Annotated in this window: 24 protein-coding genes and 1 tRNA gene; 6 read left to right on the forward strand and 19 right to left on the reverse strand. The window is 34.3% G+C overall.

What is annotated here, in order from left to right:
* Window positions 1-16: 16 nt before the first annotated feature.
* The 7 genes from ACIEHO_RS13000 to ACIEHO_RS13030 form a co-directional block, all read right to left on the reverse strand.
* A complete protein-coding gene (locus ACIEHO_RS13000; protein ID WP_406972397.1) occupies window positions 17-412 on the reverse strand; it encodes a hypothetical protein in 396 nt (131 codons plus the stop codon).
* A 48-nt stretch (window positions 413-460) separates the two neighbouring features.
* The gene (locus tag ACIEHO_RS13005) at window positions 461-1225 is read right to left on the reverse strand and encodes a hypothetical protein (RefSeq protein ID WP_406972399.1); all 765 of its coding nucleotides are present in this window, start codon (window positions 1223-1225) and stop codon (window positions 461-463) included.
* Window positions 1226-1338: 113 nt separating this feature from the next.
* On the reverse strand, window positions 1339-2109 hold the full coding sequence (locus tag ACIEHO_RS13010; protein WP_406972401.1) for an SDR family NAD(P)-dependent oxidoreductase: 771 nt from the start codon (window positions 2107-2109) through the stop codon (window positions 1339-1341).
* Window positions 2106-3095, reverse strand: coding sequence for an NAD-dependent epimerase/dehydratase family protein (locus tag ACIEHO_RS13015; protein WP_406972403.1), 990 nt, complete (start codon window positions 3093-3095; stop codon window positions 2106-2108). The genes ACIEHO_RS13010 and ACIEHO_RS13015 overlap by 4 nt, the downstream gene beginning before the upstream one ends.
* Entirely contained in the window at window positions 3092-3769 is a 678-nt protein-coding gene (locus tag ACIEHO_RS13020) for a CPBP family intramembrane glutamic endopeptidase (RefSeq protein ID WP_406972405.1), read from the reverse strand. The genes ACIEHO_RS13015 and ACIEHO_RS13020 overlap by 4 nt, the downstream gene beginning before the upstream one ends.
* Before the next feature lie 2 nt (window positions 3770-3771).
* Window positions 3772-4458: a DUF6134 family protein gene (locus tag ACIEHO_RS13025; protein WP_406972407.1), complete on the reverse strand. Its 687-nt coding sequence runs from the start codon at window positions 4456-4458 to the stop codon at window positions 3772-3774.
* A 121-nt stretch (window positions 4459-4579) separates the two neighbouring features.
* Entirely contained in the window at window positions 4580-5713 is a 1134-nt protein-coding gene (locus tag ACIEHO_RS13030; protein WP_406972409.1) for a helix-turn-helix domain-containing protein, read from the reverse strand.
* Between the two features lie 457 nt (window positions 5714-6170).
* On the opposite strand from ACIEHO_RS13030, the gene ACIEHO_RS13035 reads away from it, so the two are divergent.
* The 5 genes from ACIEHO_RS13035 to rpe all read left to right on the forward strand — a co-directional run bounded on the left by ACIEHO_RS13035 (window position 6171) and on the right by rpe (window position 9943).
* Window positions 6171-7172 carry a hypothetical protein gene (locus tag ACIEHO_RS13035; protein WP_406972411.1) on the forward strand — a complete coding sequence of 334 codons (1002 nt, stop codon included), beginning with the start codon at window positions 6171-6173 and terminating at the stop codon, window positions 7170-7172.
* Window positions 7173-7239: 67 nt separating this feature from the next.
* A complete protein-coding gene (locus ACIEHO_RS13040) occupies window positions 7240-7614 on the forward strand; it encodes a hypothetical protein (RefSeq protein ID WP_406972413.1) in 375 nt (124 codons plus the stop codon).
* 175 nt (window positions 7615-7789) lie between these two features.
* Complete coding sequence (locus tag ACIEHO_RS13045) at window positions 7790-8653, forward strand: sigma-70 family RNA polymerase sigma factor (protein WP_019387909.1); 864 nt, start codon at window positions 7790-7792, stop codon at window positions 8651-8653.
* Between the two features lie 172 nt (window positions 8654-8825).
* Window positions 8826-9233 carry a BLUF domain-containing protein gene (locus tag ACIEHO_RS13050; RefSeq protein WP_406972416.1) on the forward strand — a complete coding sequence of 136 codons (408 nt, stop codon included), beginning with the start codon at window positions 8826-8828 and terminating at the stop codon, window positions 9231-9233.
* Window positions 9234-9280: 47 nt separating this feature from the next.
* Entirely contained in the window at window positions 9281-9943 is a 663-nt protein-coding gene (gene rpe / locus ACIEHO_RS13055) for a ribulose-phosphate 3-epimerase (protein ID WP_406972418.1), read from the forward strand.
* Here rpe and ACIEHO_RS13060 read toward each other — a convergent pair.
* The 4 genes from ACIEHO_RS13060 to ACIEHO_RS13075 form a co-directional block, all read right to left on the reverse strand.
* Window positions 9940-10359 (reverse strand): CBS domain-containing protein, encoded by a 420-nt coding sequence (locus tag ACIEHO_RS13060; RefSeq protein ID WP_406972420.1) that lies wholly within the window; start codon window positions 10357-10359, stop codon window positions 9940-9942. The two genes, rpe and ACIEHO_RS13060, sit on opposite strands and share 4 nt — an antisense overlap.
* 88 nt (window positions 10360-10447) lie before the next feature.
* Complete coding sequence (locus ACIEHO_RS13065) at window positions 10448-10867, reverse strand: CBS domain-containing protein (protein ID WP_406972422.1); 420 nt, start codon at window positions 10865-10867, stop codon at window positions 10448-10450.
* Window positions 10868-10987: 120 nt separating this feature from the next.
* Window positions 10988-11881: an alpha/beta hydrolase gene (locus ACIEHO_RS13070; RefSeq protein WP_406972424.1), complete on the reverse strand. Its 894-nt coding sequence runs from the start codon at window positions 11879-11881 to the stop codon at window positions 10988-10990.
* Window positions 11882-12014: 133 nt separating this feature from the next.
* Window positions 12015-12896: a zinc-dependent peptidase gene (locus ACIEHO_RS13075; RefSeq protein WP_406972426.1), complete on the reverse strand. Its 882-nt coding sequence runs from the start codon at window positions 12894-12896 to the stop codon at window positions 12015-12017.
* Window positions 12897-13239: 343 nt separating this feature from the next.
* Here ACIEHO_RS13075 and ACIEHO_RS13080 point away from each other — a divergent pair, with 343 nt between their 5' ends.
* A complete protein-coding gene (locus ACIEHO_RS13080) occupies window positions 13240-15792 on the forward strand; it encodes a M1 family aminopeptidase (RefSeq protein ID WP_406972428.1) in 2553 nt (850 codons plus the stop codon).
* Window positions 15793-15954: 162 nt separating this feature from the next.
* On the opposite strand, the gene ACIEHO_RS13085 is transcribed toward ACIEHO_RS13080, so the two are convergent.
* The 8 genes from ACIEHO_RS13085 to ACIEHO_RS13120 form a co-directional block, all read right to left on the reverse strand.
* Window positions 15955-16028, reverse strand: a tRNA-Arg gene (locus tag ACIEHO_RS13085).
* A 38-nt stretch (window positions 16029-16066) separates the two neighbouring features.
* Complete coding sequence (locus ACIEHO_RS13090) at window positions 16067-16519, reverse strand: GatB/YqeY domain-containing protein (RefSeq protein ID WP_406972430.1); 453 nt, start codon at window positions 16517-16519, stop codon at window positions 16067-16069.
* A 178-nt stretch (window positions 16520-16697) separates the two neighbouring features.
* Complete coding sequence (gene ftsZ, locus ACIEHO_RS13095; protein ID WP_406972432.1) at window positions 16698-18692, reverse strand: cell division protein FtsZ; 1995 nt, start codon at window positions 18690-18692, stop codon at window positions 16698-16700.
* Window positions 18693-18748: 56 nt separating this feature from the next.
* A complete protein-coding gene (gene ftsA, locus ACIEHO_RS13100; protein ID WP_406972434.1) occupies window positions 18749-20065 on the reverse strand; it encodes a cell division protein FtsA in 1317 nt (438 codons plus the stop codon).
* 3 nt (window positions 20066-20068) lie between these two features.
* Entirely contained in the window at window positions 20069-20761 is a 693-nt protein-coding gene (locus ACIEHO_RS13105) for a cell division protein FtsQ/DivIB (RefSeq protein ID WP_406972436.1), read from the reverse strand.
* A 16-nt stretch (window positions 20762-20777) separates the two neighbouring features.
* A complete protein-coding gene (gene murC, locus ACIEHO_RS13110; RefSeq protein ID WP_406972438.1) occupies window positions 20778-22130 on the reverse strand; it encodes a UDP-N-acetylmuramate--L-alanine ligase in 1353 nt (450 codons plus the stop codon).
* Entirely contained in the window at window positions 22127-23227 is a 1101-nt protein-coding gene (gene murG / locus ACIEHO_RS13115) for an undecaprenyldiphospho-muramoylpentapeptide beta-N-acetylglucosaminyltransferase (protein ID WP_406972440.1), read from the reverse strand. Before murG ends, murC begins: the two co-directional genes overlap by 4 nt.
* Window positions 23227-24420: an FtsW/RodA/SpoVE family cell cycle protein gene (locus tag ACIEHO_RS13120; protein ID WP_406972442.1), complete on the reverse strand. Its 1194-nt coding sequence runs from the start codon at window positions 24418-24420 to the stop codon at window positions 23227-23229. The genes murG and ACIEHO_RS13120 overlap by 1 nt, the downstream gene beginning before the upstream one ends.
* Window positions 24421-24429: the final 9 nt, after the last annotated feature.

Consider the following 24429-nt stretch of genomic DNA (forward strand, 5'->3'; position numbering starts at 1 on the left):
AATAATTCACTTGTTATTACTTTATTTGAAGCGTGTATAATTTTGAAGTTCTACCAGAATCACATAAATGCACACCATCAATAGGGTCTACATCCAGAAAAATTTTCAAATCATAAATCCCGGTTTGTTTAGGAACACCTTCAAAAATTCTTTTATCAAGACCTAAATAAACATTAATCCCCTCAGGCACTGATCCTTCAATTTCAAAATCCCAAACATAAACATCTGTATCAGGAGATTTAGGTATGTACGGAATCAATTCGTCGTAATAGTTTTTTCCCAAATACCCCAATTTCAATTCCTTATTAGGAAGTTCTGAAGGTTTTAAATCTCTTAAACAGTTATTGGCGGCTTCACAATTAAAAAGAGTAAAGCTTACTGCCAAAACAACGATATATACCTTGCTTCTCATGTATCTATTATCCTACTTGCAAGTTGTTCGTTTCATATTATTATCTTTTTACAATTGATAGGCAAGTCCAATTTTCGCAGAGCGAATTTCATTTTGCCCCGTTTCATGAATAAAACTAATGGCGTATTTCTTCAACCTCAACCCTATTGTTAATCCACTAAAACTAGTATCGCCGTCAAAAATATCTGTTTCTTCAATACCTATTAATCCTCCCACATAAAAGCCAACTGTAATTGCTTTTTCTGAAGACTGTTTAAAAGCGTATTCTGAATATAAATGATATGTAAACATCGATTTTTGATTTACAACAATTAAATCAGGATCATTTTCTTTTAACAAGTCTGTTATCTTCTTTTGGTAATCTCCAAACTCATTGTTATATGCCAGTTCCAATCCGATGAAGCGATAATCAATTTTTGGTCTTGTATAGGTATAGTTGGCTCCCGTTTTTGAATAAATGTTATAAAAGCTTTTCTTTTCTCCATCACTCACTAAACCATCATAGCCCTCAACAAACTTGTAGCTTCCCATTGATGCTCCTAAACCGTAATAACAATTGTAAAATCTGCCCGTAGTATTGCGGTGTATATTCAATGAAGCTATGGTTTTTGTATCATCAAAGGCTCTTGCATCCTGCATATGGCGACCAAAACTTAGGTTTCCGGAAACATAAGTTTCGCTTGTCTTTTTATCAACATAATGCTGTTTTTCGGTGTAAGACTTTAAAGCCCCGTATGAGGCCGTTGTATAGACTCTTTCAGTGCCACATGACATTAATAATAGTGTTGATATGATTTGAATTATAGTTTTCATGATTAAAACGGTACTAACTATTAATGATTCAAAACTATAGTAGGTATAAGTAATTTATGTCCCAGTTGATATTCGATAGATGATTTAGGACACACTTTTAATATGACCTTAACTTAGGCAACATTGCTTGTAAGCCTGTTCTTTATTTTCGAAGGAATTATAGAATCAAGAAACATAAATATTTTATTTAGAAACCCTGGAACAATAAGTTCTTTGTGCTTTAAAAACTGATCTAATGTTTCGTTTGCAGCGTCTTCTGGGTTTAATATTGACTTGCGTGGAATCCAACCCAATTTTCTGTTCTGCAGGCATAGGCCCGTTGTAGTATTCATACCTCCTGGACATACAATAGACACCCAAACACCATACTTTTTAAGCTCCTTCCCTAAACTTTTTGAAAACGAAAGTAAATAGGCTTTGGTACCACTATAAACTTGTTTTTTGGGAAGATGGAAGAAACTGGCCATACTACTCACGTTCAAAATACCTGAAGGTGCATTGGCTTTAAAATCATCTAAAAACAATTTGGTTAAAATGGTTGGTGTTGTAACATTGACTTGAATCTGCTTCAAAAAATAATCTTCAGATAAATTTTCAAACAATCCTTTACTTAATACCCCTGCATTATTTATTAAATATTTAACTGAGGCTCTACGCTTTTTTATATCGTCATAAAGTAAATTACAGTTGTCCACGGTACTTAAATCCAACTCGAAAGCGATAACTTTAATATTAAAATTAGCTTTAAGAAACTCGCCTAATTCCTGAAGTCCAGAATGAGGTAATGACACAATTATTAGGTTCATACCTAGTTTAGCACACTTTATGGACAAGGACTTACCAAACCCCGTACTCGCACCTGTTATTAATGTATATGTTTTCATGATGATGATGATTTTAAATGTTTAATTGTTCTTTGAAGTCCAACATCCAAAGGTGTGGCTTGATACTTCAATTCTGCCATGGCTTTATCGGATGTTGAAACTCGATTTACAAAAAGAAAGTCCAGCACCTTTGGCGTAATTGATGGCACCGCTCTTATAAGGGCATAAAGCAAATTTGCTATAGAAAAAAATGCCTTTACACTGCCGTAATGAATCTTTAGTATTTTGATATTGCTATGAGTCAATTTTTTAATGAGTAAAAACAAGTTTCTATAACTAATATTTTCACCTCCAATAATAAATTTCCCATAGTACCTCTGGCTTTTCATAGCCAAAAGATGAGCATTTACTACATCATCAATAAACACATAGTTTGAAATGCTTTCCAATTTGTTTGGAACCACGAGAAAATCCTTTTGCATGAACATCGTAATCAGTTTGTTCACTCCTGTTGAAAAAGTACTCAACCCCGGCCCATAAACCTTTGACACATTTAAGACAACACATGAAAGTCCTCCTTTCACATACTTTTTAACGACATCCTCTGCCATGCTTTTGGTCAGTTCATAGTCATTAGCAAATGACGCAATCCTAGGTTGTGTTTCCGTTATGGGAACTTCTTTGTAGGATGGCCCAAAAACCGATAGTGTACTGGTATATATCACTTTTTTGACTTTGTGCATTTGTGACGCCTTTAAAACATTTTCTGTACCCAGTACATTTGTACAGTAAAAATTATCGACGCTCTTGCATTTTAAATTGGTAAAAGCGGCGGTATGGAATACATAATTGCAACCTTTCACTGCTTTTTCCACAGAATTAAAATCGCATATATCGCCTTTTACCATGGCAATATTTTTATGCTTCGGAATTTTTTCTGAATTCAGATCCCTTACCAGCGCGACAACTTTAAAATTTTCGCCCGCCAGCCTTAGTGCTAATTCGTGGCCAACATAACCTGTTGCTCCTGTTACAAATACTTTCATGATATGGTTTTGTTTTTTAAGGTTAAATAATAAAACACTGAAATTTCATAAACGGCCGAAAGCGCAAGGTGAATTAAGAATGCGCACCAAACATTGTTTGTGAAATAAGTAAATAGGCAGAGAATAATTCCGAACGGAATAGCTCCTAAAATTTCTTTTTTGGAATCGAAAATATGAATGAGAACATATAAAGCCGTACTGTAAAATATAGCCAGAAATAGATTGGTAAACTCAAGAAACTCAAATAGAATAACCCCTCTGAAAAAATATTCGTAACACAATAAGAACACAAACCTTATGATAAAATAAGTCCATGCATTTGAAAAACTATAAAATTTAACTTGGGCTTCCTGAAGATCTTCCTGTTTTTTAACACCAAAATAAGATGCCGTAGCAGAAAGAAATACCACCACGAAGAACAACAATAAAATATGCAGTCTTGGAATTTCAATCGAACTAATTAGATAATTTAATTCTGGTGTCTGGATGAATGCAAGAATGCCAAAAAGGACAATGCCCAGTAAATGTTTTAAATTTAGCATGCGCAAACCATTGGCCGAAAGCAATGCTGTGTATAAATTGCTAATTCCTATTTTTTTGTAAACTGAACTAGCAATAAAATACAAGGTGAAACAAGCACCAATAAACGTCCATATGTATGCTGAGTTACTCATGATTATGCAGGAATTAAGATGACATTAAAAAGTTTACTTACCGCTTCCACTTTAATACATTTTCCGTTTTTGTAATGGAAAACATTGTGCTTGCCATATTCAAAATCAACCTTATACGTTCCATCTCCCAAAGGCTTCACCGCCACCATTTTCTTTAAATTATCACAAAAAACGGTTTCAACTCCTATAGGCTCATTGAAATAAAGTGTAATGAGGTTTCGTTTAATCAAACTAGTGTTTGAGGCCCCAGATAGACCAGTGATATTGAGATTATACCGCCCATCTTTAAATACAATTTTATGGTTCACTTTTGTTTTATTATTGAGCGTTCGAAAAACTGATGAATAAACCAATACACCATTTTTAAAGATTGATTTTTCTTGCCCGATAACATTAAACTTGAATAAGAATTTGGCCTGAATATGGCTTTTTAAATGGTAAATTGTAGAATCTCCAATACCATTTTTATTTATGTTTATGGTTCCTATAACCTTGTTGTTCTTAACAACGTGGTACGTAAGCGCTTTGCTCCTATCTGTATCATTAAAAGCGAGAGAACTTAAAATGGCTACCAAAAAGAAAACCGATTTTAACCTTAAGGCTATCTTTTTAAGATTCCCCCTGATTTTATTCGGGTTATTATTTTTTCTAAATCTTTTAAGAAGGTAAAAAATGAGTGCTGGTATCATGACTAATAGTTTTGATTATTTTAACTAATCGTAAAATTATTAGTAACAAGACGTATTAATATCCGAGAAGGTCTATTGTGTATTAATTAGGATGTCCAACGATAATCTCGGACTATATTCGCTAAAATTGGTCTCTAAAACTACTTGGTGTTTGTGAAGTAAATTTCTTAAAAGCAGAATAAAAGGTTGATTTTGAGTTAAACCCACATTCTAACCCAATGGCAACTATGGTATATTCACTAAATTCATCATTAGACAGAAATTTTTTGGCCTGCTCAACTCTTAGAGAATTTATAAAATCAGAAAAATTATATTGACTATAACTATTAATCAATTTAGACAAATGGCTTTTGCTAATTCCCATTTCATCTGTTATGGTTTCCATACTTAGCAATGGGTTGAGGTACAATTTATTTTTAACAATGTGGTCTTTAATCGATTCAAATTCCTTTTGGTGCTTTTCATTGATAAAGTCGTCTTTTTGATCGGACAAATAATCTTCGCGATTAGAGGAAATCAAGACTTCATTATTGGCAATGGTACTTCTTAAAAAAATACGATCTTGCACCACATTATACTTGTAGAACCCTTGATAACCTATCCAATACAACAAAAAAGAAGTACCTAACCTTAAAGGGTAATAAGCTGTTTCATCACCTATCGTGTTTTTAATAATAATAGCTGTTACCCACAATAAAATAACCACCGACCCTAACCTGATGAACCATTTTATCCATTTTAGGTCATCGAACGCCAAAATATAATCAAGCATTTCATGCTTCCTTAAAACAAGAACACTAGCATTTATAAACAAGAAAATGCAATAGAAAACATTACAAATTTCCTCTATGCTCGTATATTTTTCAATCAAATCCGCCTCTTTGTTTGAATCGTAATACACAATGGAAATTATACAGAGTCGGATAATGATTTCTAAAATAAAGATAACCAAAGATGGCTTTATAAAATCATTAACGCGTTTTTCAACTCTTAAAAAATTTGCAGTAAACGCATAAAACATGGGGAAGATCAATAAATACCATGGCACTTCTAAATGCTTAATCACAAATAATGAACAAATATAACCCTGGTCAATCAACCATGCTTGTAAGTTATTTAGTGAAATAAACAACACGATTAAATTTAGAAATATAATAACCTTGTCGTATTTCTTTTTAACAAAGATGGTAACCAGATTAAATCCAAAACCTTGGATTACACCTGAAATCAACAAAAAATTGATGATTTTCACCATAAAAAGGAAATTAATTGGTTAGTTCTAACGAATTTAGAAAAAAAGACCGAGTTTTACATAGTAAATGTTGGCAATGCCCAATTTTTTTTTCGGTAATAGAAAATTCTAAGAAAACATTAATATAGTAAAATGATGAGTAATTTGTTCAGGAAAGAAACGGTAATTTTTGCTTTTTAATCTAGCATAATTGGGTTTTAGACGCCCTTAACCTTTCCGAAGATTTTTGCTTAAATAAAATTTTATGACTTTTCCTTACAACCACGTAACAGATATATTTATCCAAAAGTTTGAATATCATTGAATTTGAATATGTAGCTGTTGTTTTCACAATTATTTAAATATACAATAAATATACTTGCAATATTCGAGAAACCTTTTAGGGAATTATCCAAAAATCCAATAAATTTTTATTAAATTTCACAAAATCTATTAAAACCTACTTGCGATTTCTCAAAAAATGCAAGAACTATTTATTAAACACCTCAAAGAAAAAGCCGGAGACAATACTTCTTTCGTTGAAGAAGTTGCCAGTATTTTGGATGTGGGATACGATGCTGCTTACAGGCGAATTAATTTAAAGACAAGTCTTTCCCTTGACGAAAGCGTTAAACTTGCCAGACATTACAAAATTTCACTTAATAAATTATTTGAAGTAGGTAACCAAAATACTATAGTAGCTGATTTATCTCCACCAATACGTGATATTAAAGGACTTGAAAATTGGCTAGACCAATCATATAATAATCTTTATCCTTTAACTAAGCTTAAAAGTGCCTCTATCATTTATTCAGCAAAGGACATTCCTCTTTTTCATACGCTTAAAGATTCTTTTCTATCTAGATACAAAATGTATGTATGGCTGAAAGATTTAGACCCAAATATGACAAGAAACAAAGTTACTTTTGATGATTTCATAAAAAACATGCCAGAGACATTACTTGAGAGCGCATTTAAATTGGGGCAAGTTTATAAAGACATTAATATTACTGAAATTTGGAATAACACGACCATTAATAACACATTACAGCAAGTACTTTATTACTTTGACTCTAGTTCACTGTCAAAAGAATTGGCTTTACTTATATGTAATGACATTGAAGATATTATTAGACTAATTGAAAAACAAGCTATTCAGCAATCTTTATTTGGTTCTAAAAATAAAGCTATTTATAATTTATACTTTAGTGAAATTCATACTATGAGTAATACTATTATGGTAAAAACACCTTACCAAAAAGTATTTTTCACCCCTTTTACCATAATTAGTTATTTTAAAATAGAGCACCAACCTACTTGTGAACTTATGCATGAGTTTTTTGAAAAACAAATGAGTATTTCTAAACTCTTAGTAAATGCAGGTGAGAAAGATAGGTCATTGTTTTTTAACCGTATGATTCATAAAATCAATAGACTTCGCGAACGAATTGTTTTAGATAATGATGCTTTTGATTTTGAATAACAATTTCACAAACGTTAAATGATGTTAAAAATTTGCTTTTAACCTCATTTTTAATATCTTACAAGTTATGATTCAAGAAGACAAAGAAAAATATACAGACGTTTTAGAAGATTCTATAGCTTATTTAGAAAATCACGGTTACGAAAATATTAAAGCCGATACAGATGGTTACGAAACACCAAAATCATATATTAAAGCAGGTAGTGACATTTCTGTTACCCCAGATTTGGTTGCTGTTAAAGAAGGTAGAAAATACTATTTTGATATTAGCCTTAAATCAGAAAGACCCAAGCTTCTAAAATCAAAATGGCTTTTCTTGAACACGCTGAGCAACTTGAAGCAGCACCGCTTTAAATTAATCACCAAGCGTGGCCACTACAAATTTTCTCAAGATATGATGGACGCCATCAATCTAAACGACAAGAAATTAATTAAAATTTAAATTAATTACTGATTTTTTGTTCTTATCAAAAATCATTGTGACCCATCCCTTTTTTAGGTGTCTAAAAAATTGACAGAGTAAAAAAACATTATCTTTTTGTAACATTTAGTTTAGTTTTTACGTATAACTACTAAAGGCCCTTTTATTCACATTTAAATTAACAGGAGAAAATTAGATGAGACAACTTAAAATTACGAAGCAGGTTACCAATAGAGAAACCGCTTCGTTAGACAAATACCTGCAAGAAATTGGTAAAGTTGATTTAATTACCGCAGACGAAGAAGTTGAATTAGCTCAGCGTATTAAAGCTGGTGACCAAATAGCTTTGGAAAAATTAACGAAAGCTAATTTACGTTTCGTTGTATCGGTAGCGAAGCAATATCAAAATCAAGGTTTAACCCTACCAGATTTAATTAATGAGGGTAATTTAGGTTTGATTAAAGCAGCACAACGATTTGACGAAACCCGTGGTTTCAAATTTATATCGTATGCCGTTTGGTGGATTCGTCAATCCATTCTTCAGGCTTTGGCCGAACAATCGCGTATTGTGCGTTTGCCATTGAACAAAATTGGTTCTATTAATAAAATCAATAAAACCTTTGCGTTCTTAGAGCAAAGTCATGAACGTCCGCCTTCAGCAGAAGAGATTGCTAAAGAATTGGACATGACTATTAACGACGTTAAAGAATCGATGAAAAATTCTGGTCGTCACGTTAGTATGGATGCACCCTTAGTTGAAGGAGAGGATTCAAACCTTTACGACGTACTAAATAGTGGTGAGTCTCCAAATCCGGATAAAGAATTATTACATGAATCCTTACGCACAGAAATTGAACGTGCTCTGGAAACCTTAACGCCTCGTGAAGCTGATGTTATCCGTTTATATTTTGGCCTAGGAAACCAGCACCCAATGACCTTGGAAGAAATTGGAGAAACATTCGATTTAACTCGTGAGCGTGTTAGACAGATAAAAGAAAAAGCTATACGTAGATTAAAACATACGTCTAGAAGTAAAATATTAAAAACATATTTAGGATAGTTTCACACTGAAATTACGACTAAATTAAAATAACAACAGTTACACAAATAACTGTTCGTTTTTTGATTGATGAAAGAACCCCCGGCTGATTACCGGGGGTTTATTTTTTATTTTCAATAAATTTCCTTTGTATTATTTTTTTAACTTCGTGACTAATCAACCTTAACCACCAATGATCAAAACTATTTGCTATATAAGCGATTCAATCAAACATGAATCCATAGATAAATTAAAGTCACTATACCAAAAAGCTAGTGTAAACAACAAAAAACAAAACATAACAGGTGTACTTATTTACAAAAACAGTAATTTTCTTCAAGTTTTAGAGGGAGAAGCCAGTTCGGTTGATCAAACTTTCAATAAAATACAAGAAGACAAGAGACACCGCAATATTTTTAAGGTTATAAGCACGCAGATAGAACAACGTATTTTTGAAGATTACAACTTCGGTTTCACAATTGTTGACAACAAACAGGCCTTAAATGATCTTTATCAATATCTTGAATGGCTACGAGAAGCCGATAGCCCATACGCCAATAAAGTTATTTTAATGGTCGAAAACTTTATTAACAGTAATTAAGTCAAAAAAAAACTGTTATTTTTACCAAATAATAATAACCCACTTTAATGAATTCTAAATTAATAGCTCCTTCATTGCTTGCAGCGGATTTTGGCAACCTGCAACGCGACATTGAAATGGTCAATAATAGCGATGCCGACTGGTTTCATATTGATGTAATGGACGGCCATTTCGTTCCCAATATTTCTTATGGCATGCCAGTAATACAAGCTATAAAGAAACATGCCACTAAGCCGCTCGACGTTCATTTAATGATTGAAAAACCCGAGCGATACATTGAAGAATTTGCTAAAGTTGGGGCAGATATTATTACCGTACACTACGAATCTACCGTACATTTACACCGAACACTAACCCAAATTGAAAACGCGGGATGCAAAGCTGGAGTTGTTTTAAACTTAACTACGCCCGTTTCAGTATTAGAAGATATTTTACCTAAATGCTACATGGTTCTACTCATGTCAATAAACCCAGGGTTTGGAGGTCAAAAATTTGAAGATATTACTTACGAAAGAATAAAAAAGCTTCGTACAATGGCCAATGAACAAGGCCTGAATACCCGAATTGAAATTGATGGTGGGGTTAGCAACAAAAACATAAAACAACTCGCTGATGCTGGCGCAGACACCTTTGTTGCCGGCAGTTACATTTTTAAGAGCAAAACACCTTCTGAGACTATTAAAGATTTAAAGGCTATAGCCAACTCTTAAAGTTGTTTGTAGTAATATTTAAGCAAATCTGTTGTAGTAACAATACCTACCAAATCGCCATTGTCTACAACTGGTAAGGCATGAAACTCGCGATTTGATAAAATCTTAGTAACTTCCTTTATACTGGTATCGCTGGTAACAGTAACCACGTCTTTCACCATGACTTGCTCAATGGTAAAGTTGTTATAAACAACCGAATCAACCGAACCGTTCTCATCTATTGATTCTTCAGCCTGACTAATTCGCATCAAATCAGTAAAGCTTAATATACCAATAATAGATTCCTCGTATACAACAGGAATATGCTTAATCTTATGAAGATTAAAAAGTTTCTCTGCCCGCTCTAAGTCATCTGATTTCGTAAGTGCTATAATATTTTTTGTCATTATAGAAGAAACTGGTACAAAAGTTCTCATAGTTGTAATTTTAAAAATTCAAATAACGTGATATCGCAAAATGACAACATTAATTAAGTGTCATTTTAAAACGTAAACAATTCTAATCTTAGAATTGTTTAAGCAAATACTTGATTAGGTCGGTTGTTGTAACAATTCCCACCAAAGTATTATTATCCACAACTGGTAAAGCATGGAATTCTTGAGTAGCCAAAATTTTAGCCACTTCCTTTATCGAATTGGAAGTAGAAACAGTAACTATATTTCGCTTCATAACCTGCCCAATAGTAAAGGTATTATAGACCATAACATCGGCAGGCACATCGACCTCATCTGTAACATCGGCAAAACTTAATCGAAGTAAATCGGTATAGCTTAACATACCTATAACCATTTTGTTTTTTACAACTGGTATATGCCTAATAGTGTGATGCTTAAATAAATACTCTGCTTTTTCTAAGGAATCTTTCTGGTTCAATGTAATAACATGCTCTGTCATTATCAATGAAATTGGTTCTTTTCGTATCATCTCAATTATATTTCAGCTTAGTATGTTTAAAATTACTAATCTAAAACCTGATAATGTATGATAAAAGTCATACCATAAAATCAAATTCTATTCACAATTAATTTACCCGAACAAAAACCTTTAAGGACTATTTCTTTTGGTTTGAATAATTTTTGTTTGTACGATGTTATTATTTAAAACAGTACGTTCAAAAAATTTAAAAACCTCATCTAACTCGCTAAACGGAATTCCTGCAACTTCATGGCCACCTTCCTTTACAATATTGAAATAAAAAGCGGTTTCAAGTTCATCTAATTTTTTTGCAATAACATTTGAGCCGTCCATAAATATATAGCCATCTCTAGTCGGCTCACAGTAATGATGTGGTGCATTATCAAAAGGGACTAATTTATCATTTGTACCATGGAACAGCACCGAAGGTACGGCATTGTCTTTGGTTAAATAACTAGCATCAACAACTCCACCGGCACAAGAAAACACACCTGCGAATTTTAAATGACTATAATCTTCCAATTCATCTACAAAGTAGTTGCGCATAAAAACTGCGTTTAAAACGGTTTCTGCACCAGCACTGCTACCTCCTGCTATAATTTTTGTGGTATCAATTTGAAGTTCCTCAGCATGCTCTACAATAAATTTGGTGGCATCCAAATAATCAATAACAGCTTGTTTAAAGGTTTCCTGTTTCTCATGCTTACTGCAGTTGCAACCAAAACCATTTTCCGCCCCCTTTCTTAATAAGCGATATGAAATAGAAATTCCAACATACCCATTATTAGAAGCATATTTGCAGAATTCCTCAATATTCTTATTATCTCGTGAACCTGCTGAGAACCCACCGCCATGCATCCAAAGTTGAACCGGTAATTTTTTAGACTTCTTTATTTTTCTTGGAGCATACACATCTAATTTCAAAGTGTCATCTCCTTTAACAGCATAAGTATAAGTTGTTTTTTTTTGAGCTGATAGGCACCAAATTCCTCCAAGGATGAATAATAAAATAATACGCTTCATTTAATCTAATTTTTACTGGAATATACTAAATATAAATGTTTAACCTTAACATTGAAGCTAAGGATAAAACAGCCTTTAATTTTACCAACATATATTATATAGTAAACTTGTTATAATATACAATTCAAAAATATTAAGTAATCAATTTATAAACTGGAAAATTAAAGTTTAGCATTTGCTTTAGCTTACTATATACCTGAGGAAACAAACTATCGAACTCTTCAGGAGCCTCAATAAAAGTTTCTATTATAACGGCCAGTAATTCAGAATCATTCGTCCAAGCATAACTTCTAATAAAATTTGAGTTTACCAATTTGCTTTTCAGCTGCTGGTTCGTGGTAAGTTCTTCCCTAAGTTCATTAAACGTATCTACAAACAATATAGAATTAATATCTTCCTGTTTTATACTATTATAGTGTATGGCATGAGCAAATTCATGAATTCCCAGGTTTAACTTGTCATCTTCTATTCTAAAACCCTCTACGAAATTATCCCATGACAGCACTAATGTTTCAAACCTTGCATTATACTCTCCTTTATGGTATGCGTTATTTATTTTTGAATAGTACTCTTTTGGGTAAACAAAAATATGTTTCAGATAATCAATTATATAATTTCTAAATCCAAAAGTTAGCATTACGGCAGTAGCTGAAACCAGTACCCTCACCTCTTCCGTAATTACAAAACCATCCTTTCCTTGAAAATCCTTTTCTTTAATAAAAGTAGCTACGCGATGCCTAAAATAAATTTTATATTTCTTATCTAACCTATTATAAAATGTAAAATGTTCCTCTAATAATCTGATTTGTTTTGGCGCGAGCTTTCTTTTTATTAAATAAAAATGTACAAATATTGGCCGCTTAGCAAATGAGGCATAGACCATCTCCATAGCATCTAAAACCGTTGTTATTAATTTCCTTATATATAAAAATAGAAGTACAATGACACCACAGATTAGAACTCCAAGTATAATACTTCCTACATATGAATCAATAACAGTTCGTAGTATTAGCATAGACTAAAAAAGCACCTTGATTGAATATTTAATAAATATTGAAATGATTACGTATTATCATTAACCGTTAAAGTTATGTTTTTTTAGGAGATAAAAAATTTCACTTTAACTTAACACTTAAAAAAAGAGAAATATTGACAGCACCGTATATAAAAAATTGCTAGTTTTAAAATTAGTTAATCGTTTGGTGACTCACGATTTTCCTAATACAAACACGTTTTACAACATTAAGAGTGACCTATAAATATTCGCTTAGTCATCCTGAGATATCTGATATTTAAGAAATTTAAGAAAGAATTATATTTTATCACAATCACCAAATGTTAAATAATCTAAAATGCCCATGAAATACCTTTTTTTTGTTTTCTCTCTAATCGCTATATTTTCATGCAACACCAAACCTGAAAAAGACACTTTATTAGTGGAGGGTGTTTCTTCAGATTTGGCAACTTTAAGAAAACATCAGGTGTCTGATCTTGTTTACCATTTATCATTTCATATCCCACTTGACAAAGAGGAATCAATTCCGTCAAAACTAGAGTTGAATCTAAATTTAAACGATAAAAAAAATCATTTGTATTTAGATTTTAACGAAGACAAATCTAATTTGAAGAAAGTACTGGCAAATGGAGATTCGATTCCGGTAAACCATCAAAAAGAGCATCTTATTATAGATAAAAAGTATTTAAAAAATGGCTCCAATATTATTGTAGTTGTATTTGATGCTGGCGAAAAATCGTTAAACAGAAATGAGGACTATTTGTACACCTTGTTGGTGCCAGACCGAGCCAGCACACTTTTTCCATGCTTTGACCAACCAGATTTAAAAGCCAAATACAAACTGGAAATCACTGCTCCAAAAGCGTGGAATGTTTTAACTGGCGCAGCATTGAATCAAAAAGAAGAGGGAGTTGATTTCACAAGGCATGTTTACAAAATGTCTGATAAAATGAGTACTTATCTATTTTCGTTCGTGGCGGGAGTATTTAACGAAGTTGAAAAGAAACCACGAGACAGGGCAATGACTTTACTTTTCAGGGAAAACGATGAAGCAAAAATTAATGCCAGCATTGATGACATTTTTAACCTGCACCAAGAATCTGTTGAATTTTTAGAAGATTACACACAGTACGATTTTCCGTTTCAAAAAATGGATTTTGCCTCAATTCCAGGGTTTCAATATGGAGGAATGGAACATGTTGGAGCAATTCAATATAGAGAATCTTCATTGTTTTTGGATGAAAGCACCACGCAAGAACGCCTATTAAATAGGGCGCGATTGATAGCTCACGAAACCTCGCATATGTGGTATGGCGATTTAGTGACCATGAAATGGTTTGATGATGTTTGGTTAAAAGAAGTATTTGCCAATTTTATAGCCGATAAAATTGTAAAGGGTTCTTTCCCTGAAATAAATCATGATTTACGCTTTTTAACATCACATTATCCCAGCGCTTATAGTGAAGACCGCACACAGGGCGCCACTCCGATTCGTCAGAAATTGAATAACTTAAAAAATGCTGGAACACTTTATGGAAATATTATATACCATAAAGCGCCAATTATGATGCGCCAGCTTGAAGCCATTATGGGCGAGCAACCCTTTAACAATGGCATGCGCAATTATATTAAGAAGTACGCCAATGATAATGCCGATTGGAATGATTTGGTGGATTTGCTTGATAAAGAAACCCCTATAGACTTAAATAAGTGGAGCGAGATTTGGGTAAACCAATCCGGGCGTCCGTTAATTTCTGATAGTATTACTTACAAAGGTGGTAAAATTGACAGTTTTGAAATTTATCAATCAGCAGAAGATGGAAAAGATAAATTATGGGCTCAAGCTTTTGATTTAGGCCTTATATATAAAGATTCGGTCCATATGGTTTCGGTGAACATAAAAGGCCGAAAAATAAAATTAAATAAGGTTAAAGGCATGCCTAAACCTGAAGCTTTAATATATAATTATAACGGCTTGGGTTATGGGGTGTTTCCTATTGATGTTTCAAATTTGAGAATTATAGATATTAAAGATGAAGTGGCCCGCGGATATTGTTATATAAATTTATATGAAAACATGTTAAATGGTAATGTGTCGCCGAAGGTCACTCTTAATGAGTTAATAAAAGGTTTTAAATTTGAGGATGAAGACCTCATTATTAATTTGGTTTCACGAAAGATAGGAAGTGTTTTTTGGAAATACTTATCTGCCAATGACCGCGAAAAAATGCTAGAACCTCTTGAAACCATTTTAAAATCTCGCTTGAATGAAAACCTGAGCCCAAGCATCAAAAAAACTGTGTTTTATTTATACCAGAGCATAGCTTATTCTGAAGGCGGCAAGGCCTTTTTGTATGATATTTGGAATAAAACTACAAAGATTGATAATCTAAGACTAAATGAAAACGATTATACGGGTTTGGCCACAACGTTGGCCATTTATAATCACGAAAAAGCACAAGAAATTTTAAATCAAGCACAAAACGACATTACAAATACCGATAGAAAAGAGCGCTTTAAGTTTTTGCTTCCAGCCTTGTCAAATAGTGAATCCATTCGAGATGGTTTTATGAAATCGCTCTCAAAACCAGAAAATAGAGAAAAAGAATCATGGGTACTTTCTGCCTTAAGCTATATTCATCATCCATTGCGGCAAGATTCGGCTAAAAAGCATTTAAGGTTTTGTTTGGATTTAGTTGAAGAAATACAACGAACGGGTGATATATTTTTCCCAAAAGCTTGGCTCGATGCTACCATTGGTCGCTATTCTTCCGAAGATGCCTATCAGGTTCTACAAGAATTTTTAAATGACAATCCAGATTTTAGTCCAGTTCTTAAAAATAAATTATTACAATCTACAGACGGGCTGTACCGTGCTCAAAAAATACGAGAGTGATAGTTTTTAAAACTTTACCTGCTAAAGACAAAATTTATAGCATTTATTATAAAGGACGGGATAAAATTTTTATCATCTTGTAACAGGATAAAAACTATCACAAATTGGTCAAAAACAAAAACCCTAAAACATTAATAAATAATGAATTAGGATTTATGCTTGTGACCCCGGAGGGATTCAAACCCCCAACCCTCAGAGCCGAAATCTGATGCGCTATTCAGTTGCGCCACGGGGCCATTATAAATTCACAGCAATAATTTACCGTGAACAATATTTAATTTGACAATTTTACTTTTACAATAGACGATATGGTTTTCCCATCGGCTTGCCCAGCAAGTTCCTTACTAACCATACCCATTACCTTGCCCATATCTTTCATGCCCTCTGCTCCGGTTTGCTCAATGATGGCGACAACTACCTTTTCAATTTCCTCTTCCGTTAAAGCCTCAGGTAAAAATTGCGAGATAATATCAGCTTCAGTTAATTCTGGAGCTGCTAAATCTTCACGGTTTTGCTCTAAATAAACAGCCGCGCTGTCTCGTCTTTGCTTTACTTGCTTTTGAAGTATTTTAAGCTCTTGCTCTTCTGTCAATTCTTCTTTTGCACCGCTCTCTGTCTGCGCCAATAATATAGCCGATTTAACGGCACGTAAGGCCGCCAAAGCTGTTTGGTCTTTTGATTTCATGGCTTCTTTTAAAGCCGCCATTACATCTTGCTGTAAACTCATATTTTTAAAGGCTAATGTTGCTGCGAAGATAAAAATAGATTTCTGCCTCGGCAAGAATGCTTTATTATTTTATTTCAAAAAATTCGAAATAGAAATAATAAAACCTAAAAACAAAAAAACCCGAAAAGTGAGGGACTTTTCGGGTTAGAATAAACATAGCGGCTAAATTCTAATGCAATTAGTCTACGTTATCATGCAAAAATGAATTATTGCTTCTTAACTTTATATCATCGTTATCATCTGTGCCTATACTTATTCTAGACATATCGTTTTCCGACGAATGTCTAGTATCACTTAAATCCAAGCCTTGACGCTTATAAGCAGGCACCTTTTCAATATCATCAATTTTTGCATTGTTGAATTTATAATTGAAATCCTTCATTTTTCGTCTACGTTCTGCCGCTCTTTCTTTTAGCAGTTCCGAAATAGGCATATTCATCGGATCTATATCATCTTCTGGCCCCTGCTCTTTCACAGGTTCCTTTACCACTTTCTTTTCAAAAATGACTTCTTGATCAGCCTTTTCCTGTACTTTTGTTGGTTGAGATTGTTTACCATTCATTGATGATTCAACTTCAGCATAATCATCTAAAACATAACGAACATCCCCCTCTTCAGTAGTCTCATTGATAGTAATTAACTCAGTATAATTGTTAACTTTTATGTCCTTTACTTCATCTTCATCTAAATCGTACGACACCACGTCATCTTGTTTTGATTTTTTTTCTTCCTTGTAATCAGAAATAGGTAAATCAAAAGTTAATGTAATTTGCTGCTCTTCTTCAATTTGGTCTGAAAACACTTCTGCATTCTTGGTTTCATCAGGTTCGGCCCCCATTCTAGTTACCGGTTTAATGATAAAATCGTCCTCCTCTTCCATATTAGCGCTTACTTCTTCGTAAACCACATCAATGTTTTTAATGATTTCTGAAGTAGAAATTAAATTGAAGCCTTTTAAAGAATTATCCAGACTCTGCTTTTTAGCTGAAGGTTTTGAGAAATTATTAAGTTCATCTTCGTCCGCTTCTAAATCCAAGGTATGCCTTACAACAGGTGGCTCCTTTTTCTCTTCCAGCTCTATACTTGGCGCAATAATAACAGGCTCTTTTTCCTTAGGCTGCAATTCTTGGTCTTCTCCGAGCGAATGCACTACTTTTTTAACTTCGGTATTCGAAATTTCGTCTTGTTGTTCAATGTTAAACCCCGTTGCTATAATGGTAACACCAATAGACTCATCTAAAGATTCATCTTCACCCACACCCATTATTATATTAGCACCGTGACCTGCCTCATTTTGAATATGATCATTAATCTCACCAATTTCATCAATGGTAATTTCTTGTGTGCCAGAAACGATTAACAGCAATACATTTTTAGCCCCAGTAATCTTGTTGTCGTTAAGTAATGGCGAATCCAAAGCCTTTCTAATAGCTTCTTGAGCACGGTTTTGACCTGATGCCAGAGCGGAACCCATAATGGCAGTTCCACTGTTACTCAACACGGTTTTGGCATCGCGTAAATCAATATTTTGTGTGTAGTGGTGCGTAATAACTTCGGCAATACCACGAGCAGCGGTAGATAGCACTTCGTCTGCTTTTGAGAACCCAGCTTTAAAGCCAAGGTTACCATAAACCTCGCGAAGTTTGTTATTGTTAATTACAATTAAAGAATCTACTACATCTCTTAACTTTTCAATACCTTTTTGCGATTGTTCAATACGCATTCTACCCTCAAACTGAAACGGCATGGTTACGATACCTACCGTTAAAATATCAAGATCTTTGGCCATTTTTGCAATAACAGGCGCAGCTCCAGTACCTGTTCCACCACCCATGCCAGCAGTGATGAACACCATTTTAGTGTTGGTATCGAGCATTTGCGAAATATCTTCGAAACTTTCTATAGCGGCTTGCTCTCCGATTTCCGGATTTGCACCAGCGCCCAAACCTTCGGTTAAGTTAACGCCTAATTGGATTTTATTTGAAACACCACTGTTTTGCAGTGCTTGCGAATCTGTATTACAGATGTAAAAATCAACACCTTTAATACCTTGTTGGAACATGTGGTTAATGGCATTACTCCCACCGCCACCAACACCGATAACTTTAATGACACTTGACTGGTTTTTGGGTAAATCAAATGCGATACTGTCGAATTCTTTTTTGCTGCTCATAAAATTCTTATTTTCCGGGGTTTTATACTATATTTTAATTTCAATGGATTTAATTATTATTCTGCGTTATCTAAAAAATCTTTAACGCGTTCGGTTAACTTATCAAGGAATGATCGACGCTCCTTAATTGGTTTTTCTTTAATTTCTTCATCTCCTAACTCGCTTTCTTCATTTTCAACCTCCTCTAGCTGTTGCTGCTCTATTTTCTTTCTTTCGTTACGCTTCAGGCCATCTAAAACCAATCCTACGGCTGTTGCAAACAATGGGCTCGTAATATCATCATCACTGTCACCTGCTAAATGCTCGTTTGGATAGCCTATTCTGGTATCCATACCTGTTATGTATTCTACCAATTGCTTTAAATGTTTTAACTGGCTACCACCACCAGTTAGCACAATCCCTGCAATCAATTTTTTCTTTTGTTCTTCGTGCCCGTAATTTTTAATTTCAACATACACTTGTTCTATTATTTCTACTACACGTGCATGAATAATTTTGGACAAATTTTTCAAAGTAATTTCCTTTGGTTCCCGGCCTCTTAAACCTGGAATGGAAACAATTTCGTTATCCTTATTTTCTCCTGGCCAAGCCGAACCGAATTTAATCTTTAAAAGTTCTGCTTGCTTTTCTATGATGGAGCAGCCTTCTTTGATATCTTCGGTAATAACATTTCCTCCGAATGGAATCACCGCGGTATGACGAATTATCCCATCTCTAAAAATAGCCAAGTCGGTTGTTCCGCCTCCAATATCAATCAACGCCACTCCCGCCTCTTTTTCTTCTTGGCTTAAAACAGCATTGGCTGATGCCAAAGGTTCGAGGGTAATACCTTCTAAATTCAGACCAGAACTTTGTATACAACGACCAATATTTCTTATGGATGACACTTGACCTACGACCACATGGAAATTGGCTTCCAAACGTCCGCCGTACATCCCTATGGGTTCTTTTATTTCAGCCTGCCCGTCCACCTTGTACTCCTGAGGAAGCACATGAATAATTTCTTCACCAGGAAGCATCACCAACTTGTGTACTTGGTTAATTAACCTATCTATATCGTCATCATCAATTACCGTTTCAGAATTTGAACGCGTTATATAATCGCTATGTTGAAGACTTCTTATATGCTGGCCTGCAATCCCTACAGTAACATCTTCAATTTTTATATCTGCAGCAGCTTCGGCTTCTTGTACAGCCTGTTGAATAGATTGTATGGTTTGCGTGATGTTGTTTACCACCCCGCGGTGCACTCCCAAACTTTTTGACCTACCTATACCAAAAATTTCGACTTTGCCGTATTCATTTTTACGCCCAATCATCGCCACAATTTTTGTGGTCCCTATGTCTAATCCTACTGCTAAATTATGCTCCATAGTTTAAATTTTAGTACATATAACTTGGTTCTCAAATTGTAAATTAACCTTACCATAATTATTCAACGTTTTGTCTTTTAGGTTTTTATTGTAAAAAGCTTTTAGGTTATTAATTTTTTTATCCAAAAAATCTACACTCCCCAACTGTACTAAAAATGAACACTGCCTAAGTCTTAGATAAAGCTGTTTATTTATATCTTGATGAATTTCAATAACGTGTTTTTTTAAAAACTCATCTTTCTTAACCTTACGAGCTATTTTATAGACGTTGGTTAAATTATTTTTTTCTACATAACCAGTAACCAATGGTACTCTAGCGGAATAATTGCCGGACAATGGCATAAAGGAACCTTCGTCGTCAACGTAATAAGACGCATTTGTACTTACTCTGGCAATAGGTGTTTTTTGTTCTACTTCAGCATTAAGCATTCCATTTACAGCCACATACACTTCTGCAGTCTTTATCATTGGATTAGATTTGAGGGCATTTTCTAACTCATTCAAAACTAAAGTTTCTTTGGGTACGTTTTTAACAGCACCAGAATTTTGTATTAACAATTTACTAACAGCCTCATTGGTAATAAACAGGTTGTTTTCTCCAATAAATTGGATATTTGGCTGAGAAATTTCCCTGGCTCCGTTTCTTTTGGTTGCAAAAGCAAACAAAAAGACCACTAAGCCCAGTAATACTAACATTTTTATGTAGTTCCAGTTAATTCGCAACACTAAATTCTTTTTTAATTCGTTTTACTTCCTCTCCAATATCGCCTGCACCAATAGTCAATACAACTTGGGGCTTACTTTTATGTATTTCTGAAACCAATTCTTTTTTACTAACCAATTTCTTGTTTTTACCCTTCACTTTTCCTAACAACCATTCGGAATTTACCCCTTCTATTGGTAATTCCCTTGCGGGATAAATATCAAGCAATAACAAGGCGTCAAATTTTGATAAGCTTTCGGCAAAACCGTCCACAAAATCACGGGTTCGACTGTATAAATGTGGCTGAAAAACCGCCAGCACTTTTTTATCAGGATACATCTCCCTAACAGCTTGATGAACAGCATTTATTTCTTCGGGGTGATGGGCATAATCGTCAATAAAAACCAATTCATCAGTTTTTATATGCGTTGTAAATCGCCGTTTTACGCCTTTATAAGATGCTAAAGCTTTGGCGAGCTGTTGGTGTGGGCAACCATATTCTACAGCCATCGCCAAGGCTATTAAAGCATTCGACAAATTATGTCTACCAGGTAGGTTAAACTCTATATTTTTAAGTACCTTTTTTGGTGTTTTTACATCAAAAACGTAAGCACCATTTTCTATTGTTATATTTTGGGCGGTATAGTCCGAATTGTCTTCAATTCCATAGGTTATACCGTTTAAAGGCAAACCGTTTTTGACAAACAGTTTACCATTTGGTTTTATTTTTTTCGAGAAATCTTCAAATGACTTAGTTAAAGATTCGGCATCTCCATATATATCTAAATGATCGGCATCCATTGAGGTAATTCCAGCAAAATTTGGTGACAAAGCCAAAAAAGAACGGTCGAATTCATCTGCCTCAACCACTGTAACTTCTGTACCACTTAAAATCAAATTCGAATTATAGTTTTCACTAACGCCACCTAAAAATGCGGTTAATGGCACATTACATTCATACATTAAATGCCCCAAAATACTGGTTGTGGTGGTTTTTCCATGCGTTCCTGCCACAGCCAAACAAAACGTGTTTTCGGTTATTAAACCCAATAATTTTGAACGTTTCATCACCTGAAACCCATTATCAATAAAGTGATTTAGTTCTTTATGTTGTTTGGGTACAGCCGGCGTATAAACCACTAAAGTTCTTTCAATATTTAGAAATACTGAAGGGATATATTCAACGGCATCTTCAAAATGAACTTTAATACCTAAATCTACCAACCCATCAACAATATCGGTTGAAGCTTTATCATAACCAGCCACATTTTTATTGTTAGCCTGAAAATAACGCGCCAAAGCACTCATTCCGATACCCCCAATACCGATAAAATAAACGTTATGTATCTGGTTTAAATTCATTTCTTCACTTTCAAAAGTTTTTCTACTTCGTCTGCTATATCCTTTGTGGCATTCACCAATGCCAGTTTTTTTATATTTTTACCTAGTTCTTCCTGTTTTTCTGAAGAGGCCACCAACTGCGAAAAGTTATTCTCAAAATCAGCGTCCAAATCTTCCTCCTTGATAATCATTGCTGCCTTTTTATCTACAATAGCCATAGCGTTCTTGGTTTGATGATCTTCGGCCACGTTAGGCGACGGGATAAAAATAACCGGCTTACCGACAATGCAAAGCTCTGATACCGAACTAGCCCCCGCTCTTGAGATTACCAAGTCTGCAGCAGCGTAAGCTAAATCCATATCGTTTAAAAACTCAAAAACTTGCACATTTTTGGTATGATTGTAAATTTTGTATTGCTGATAATACAGCTTTCCACACTGCCAAATAATTTGAATATTTTGAGTATCTAAAAAGTCCAATTCCTTTTCAATTAACTGATTTATTCGTCTAGACCCCAAACTACCACCAATCACCAAAAGTGTATGTTTTCCATGTTGTAGACCAAAAAAATCTTTAGCTTCAACTGTTTTGTTTTCAATACTCAGCAAACCTTGACGCACTGGGTTTCCAGTTTTCACAATCTTTTCCTTTGGAAAAAATCGTTCTAAATTATCATATGCTACACAAATCTTTTTGGCTTTTTTTGCTAAGAGCCTATTTGTTATTCCAGGATATGAGTTTTGCTCCTGAATTAGTGCTGGCACTCCATTAGAAGCTGCCATTTGCAACAATGGCCCACTAGCAAAACCGCCAGTACCTATTGCGATATCTGGTTTAAAGTTTTTGACTATTTTTCGAGCGCTTAGCAAACTACTCAATACCTTAAACGGAAAACTGAAGTTTTTCAAAGTTAGCTTTCTCTGAATACCTGAAATCCATAAGCCTTTAATTTCGTAACCTGCCTGCGGTACTTTTTCCATTTCCATGCGGTCTTTGGCTCCAACAAATAAAAATTCGGCATCTGGATAGCGCGATTTTAGCTCATTTGCAATAGCAATGGCTGGGTAAATATGACCTCCAGTTCCTCCTCCAGACAATATGATTTTATAGTTTTTCATTAAATGGCTTCCGAAAGAATTTCTAACGGATTTTCTTCACTTGTTTCTTGTTCTTTTATTTCTTCTCGCTTGGCACTCACACTTAAAATAACACCAATAGCCAAACAGGTCATCCAAATAGATGTACCACCACTACTAATCAATGGCAATGTTTGCCCTGTTACTGGAAAAAGTTCTACGGCCACAGCCATGTTTATCAATGCTTGAAATACTATGGGCAAACCTACGCCTAATACCAAAAGTTTACCAAAAATGGTATCGGCCTTTTGTGCTACGATTACTATTCTAAACAATAACCATAAATAGAGTGCCATAATTATAAACCCTCCTATCAGCCCATATTCCTCTATGATTATTGCAAAGATGAAATCGGACGAAGATTGTGGCAAAAAGTTTTTCTGCAAACTTTTACCTGGTCCAACACCTTGTATTCCTCCTGTAGCAATAGCGATTTTTGCTTTTTCTATTTGATAATCAGCTTCAGTATCTTCAGGGTTTGAAAAACTTTCAATTCTGCCCATCCATGTATCAATACGGTTTGGCATTGCCTCTGGAAATGCCTTAGCTACTAAAACAAATAAGGTTAAAACTAATATTCCTGAACCAACAATCACAGCTAAATAGCGAATAGGGTAACCACCTAAGAACACTAACATAAGCACCATTAAAAACATAATGGCAGCCGTTGAAAAGTTAGCTGGTAAAATTAAAATAAGCACCAAAAACACAGGTAACCAGAGTGGTAAAATAGACGATTTAAAGGTGATGGTCGCATCTTTTATTTTCGACATATACCTAGCCACATAAACCATAAGCACCACTGCTGCCAACGTAGAGGTTTGAAACGACATACCCACAAACGGAATTTGAATCCATCTGCTGGCATTGGCACCTTCAATTGTGGTGCCTTGCAACATGGTAATCCCCAATAGCACTAAAACAATAGGAATCATTATTAGAGACAAGCCTTTAAAATAGCGGTAAGGAATTTTATGTACGCCATACATAATAAAAAAACCTAAAACCAAATGCACAAAATGTTTAACAAAAAACGCGAACGTATTGCTCCCACCGCCTTTGTATGCCAAATTACTGGCAGCACTATAAACAGGAAGGAACGACAATATAGCCAATAGTGCTACTATGGCCCATATTAACCGATCTCCTTTTATATTTTTAAGCACGTTCCCCATTGTCCTACG

The organism is Flavisericum labens (genome assembly GCF_045446075.1).
GTDB lineage: Bacteria > Bacteroidota > Bacteroidia > Flavobacteriales > Flavobacteriaceae > Flavisericum > Flavisericum labens.

Coding starts and splice junctions, on each gene's coding strand:
- ACIEHO_RS13000 (WP_406972397.1), bottom strand. CDS start 412: ATGAGAAGCAAGGTATATATCGTTGTTTTGGCAGTAAGCTTTACTCTT.
- ACIEHO_RS13005 (WP_406972399.1), bottom strand. CDS start 1,225: ATGAAAACTATAATTCAAATCATATCAACACTATTATTAATGTCATGT.
- ACIEHO_RS13010 (WP_406972401.1), bottom strand. CDS start 2,109: ATGAAAACATATACATTAATAACAGGTGCGAGTACGGGGTTTGGTAAG.
- ACIEHO_RS13015 (WP_406972403.1), bottom strand. CDS start 3,095: ATGAAAGTATTTGTAACAGGAGCAACAGGTTATGTTGGCCACGAATTA.
- ACIEHO_RS13020 (WP_406972405.1), bottom strand. CDS start 3,769: ATGAGTAACTCAGCATACATATGGACGTTTATTGGTGCTTGTTTCACC.
- ACIEHO_RS13025 (WP_406972407.1), bottom strand. CDS start 4,458: ATGATACCAGCACTCATTTTTTACCTTCTTAAAAGATTTAGAAAAAAT.
- ACIEHO_RS13030 (WP_406972409.1), bottom strand. CDS start 5,713: ATGGTGAAAATCATCAATTTTTTGTTGATTTCAGGTGTAATCCAAGGT.
- ACIEHO_RS13035 (WP_406972411.1), top strand. CDS start 6,171: ATGCAAGAACTATTTATTAAACACCTCAAAGAAAAAGCCGGAGACAAT.
- ACIEHO_RS13040 (WP_406972413.1), top strand. CDS start 7,240: ATGATTCAAGAAGACAAAGAAAAATATACAGACGTTTTAGAAGATTCT.
- ACIEHO_RS13045 (WP_019387909.1), top strand. CDS start 7,790: ATGAGACAACTTAAAATTACGAAGCAGGTTACCAATAGAGAAACCGCT.
- ACIEHO_RS13050 (WP_406972416.1), top strand. CDS start 8,826: ATGATCAAAACTATTTGCTATATAAGCGATTCAATCAAACATGAATCC.
- rpe (WP_406972418.1), top strand. CDS start 9,281: ATGAATTCTAAATTAATAGCTCCTTCATTGCTTGCAGCGGATTTTGGC.
- ACIEHO_RS13060 (WP_406972420.1), bottom strand. CDS start 10,359: ATGAGAACTTTTGTACCAGTTTCTTCTATAATGACAAAAAATATTATA.
- ACIEHO_RS13065 (WP_406972422.1), bottom strand. CDS start 10,867: ATGATACGAAAAGAACCAATTTCATTGATAATGACAGAGCATGTTATT.
- ACIEHO_RS13070 (WP_406972424.1), bottom strand. CDS start 11,881: ATGAAGCGTATTATTTTATTATTCATCCTTGGAGGAATTTGGTGCCTA.
- ACIEHO_RS13075 (WP_406972426.1), bottom strand. CDS start 12,896: ATGCTAATACTACGAACTGTTATTGATTCATATGTAGGAAGTATTATA.
- ACIEHO_RS13080 (WP_406972428.1), top strand. CDS start 13,240: ATGAAATACCTTTTTTTTGTTTTCTCTCTAATCGCTATATTTTCATGC.
- ACIEHO_RS13090 (WP_406972430.1), bottom strand. CDS start 16,519: ATGAGTTTACAGCAAGATGTAATGGCGGCTTTAAAAGAAGCCATGAAA.
- ftsZ (WP_406972432.1), bottom strand. CDS start 18,692: ATGAGCAGCAAAAAAGAATTCGACAGTATCGCATTTGATTTACCCAAA.
- ftsA (WP_406972434.1), bottom strand. CDS start 20,065: ATGGAGCATAATTTAGCAGTAGGATTAGACATAGGGACCACAAAAATT.
- ACIEHO_RS13105 (WP_406972436.1), bottom strand. CDS start 20,761: ATGTTAGTATTACTGGGCTTAGTGGTCTTTTTGTTTGCTTTTGCAACC.
- murC (WP_406972438.1), bottom strand. CDS start 22,130: ATGAATTTAAACCAGATACATAACGTTTATTTTATCGGTATTGGGGGT.
- murG (WP_406972440.1), bottom strand. CDS start 23,227: ATGAAAAACTATAAAATCATATTGTCTGGAGGAGGAACTGGAGGTCAT.
- ACIEHO_RS13120 (WP_406972442.1), bottom strand. CDS start 24,420: ATGGGGAACGTGCTTAAAAATATAAAAGGAGATCGGTTAATATGGGCC.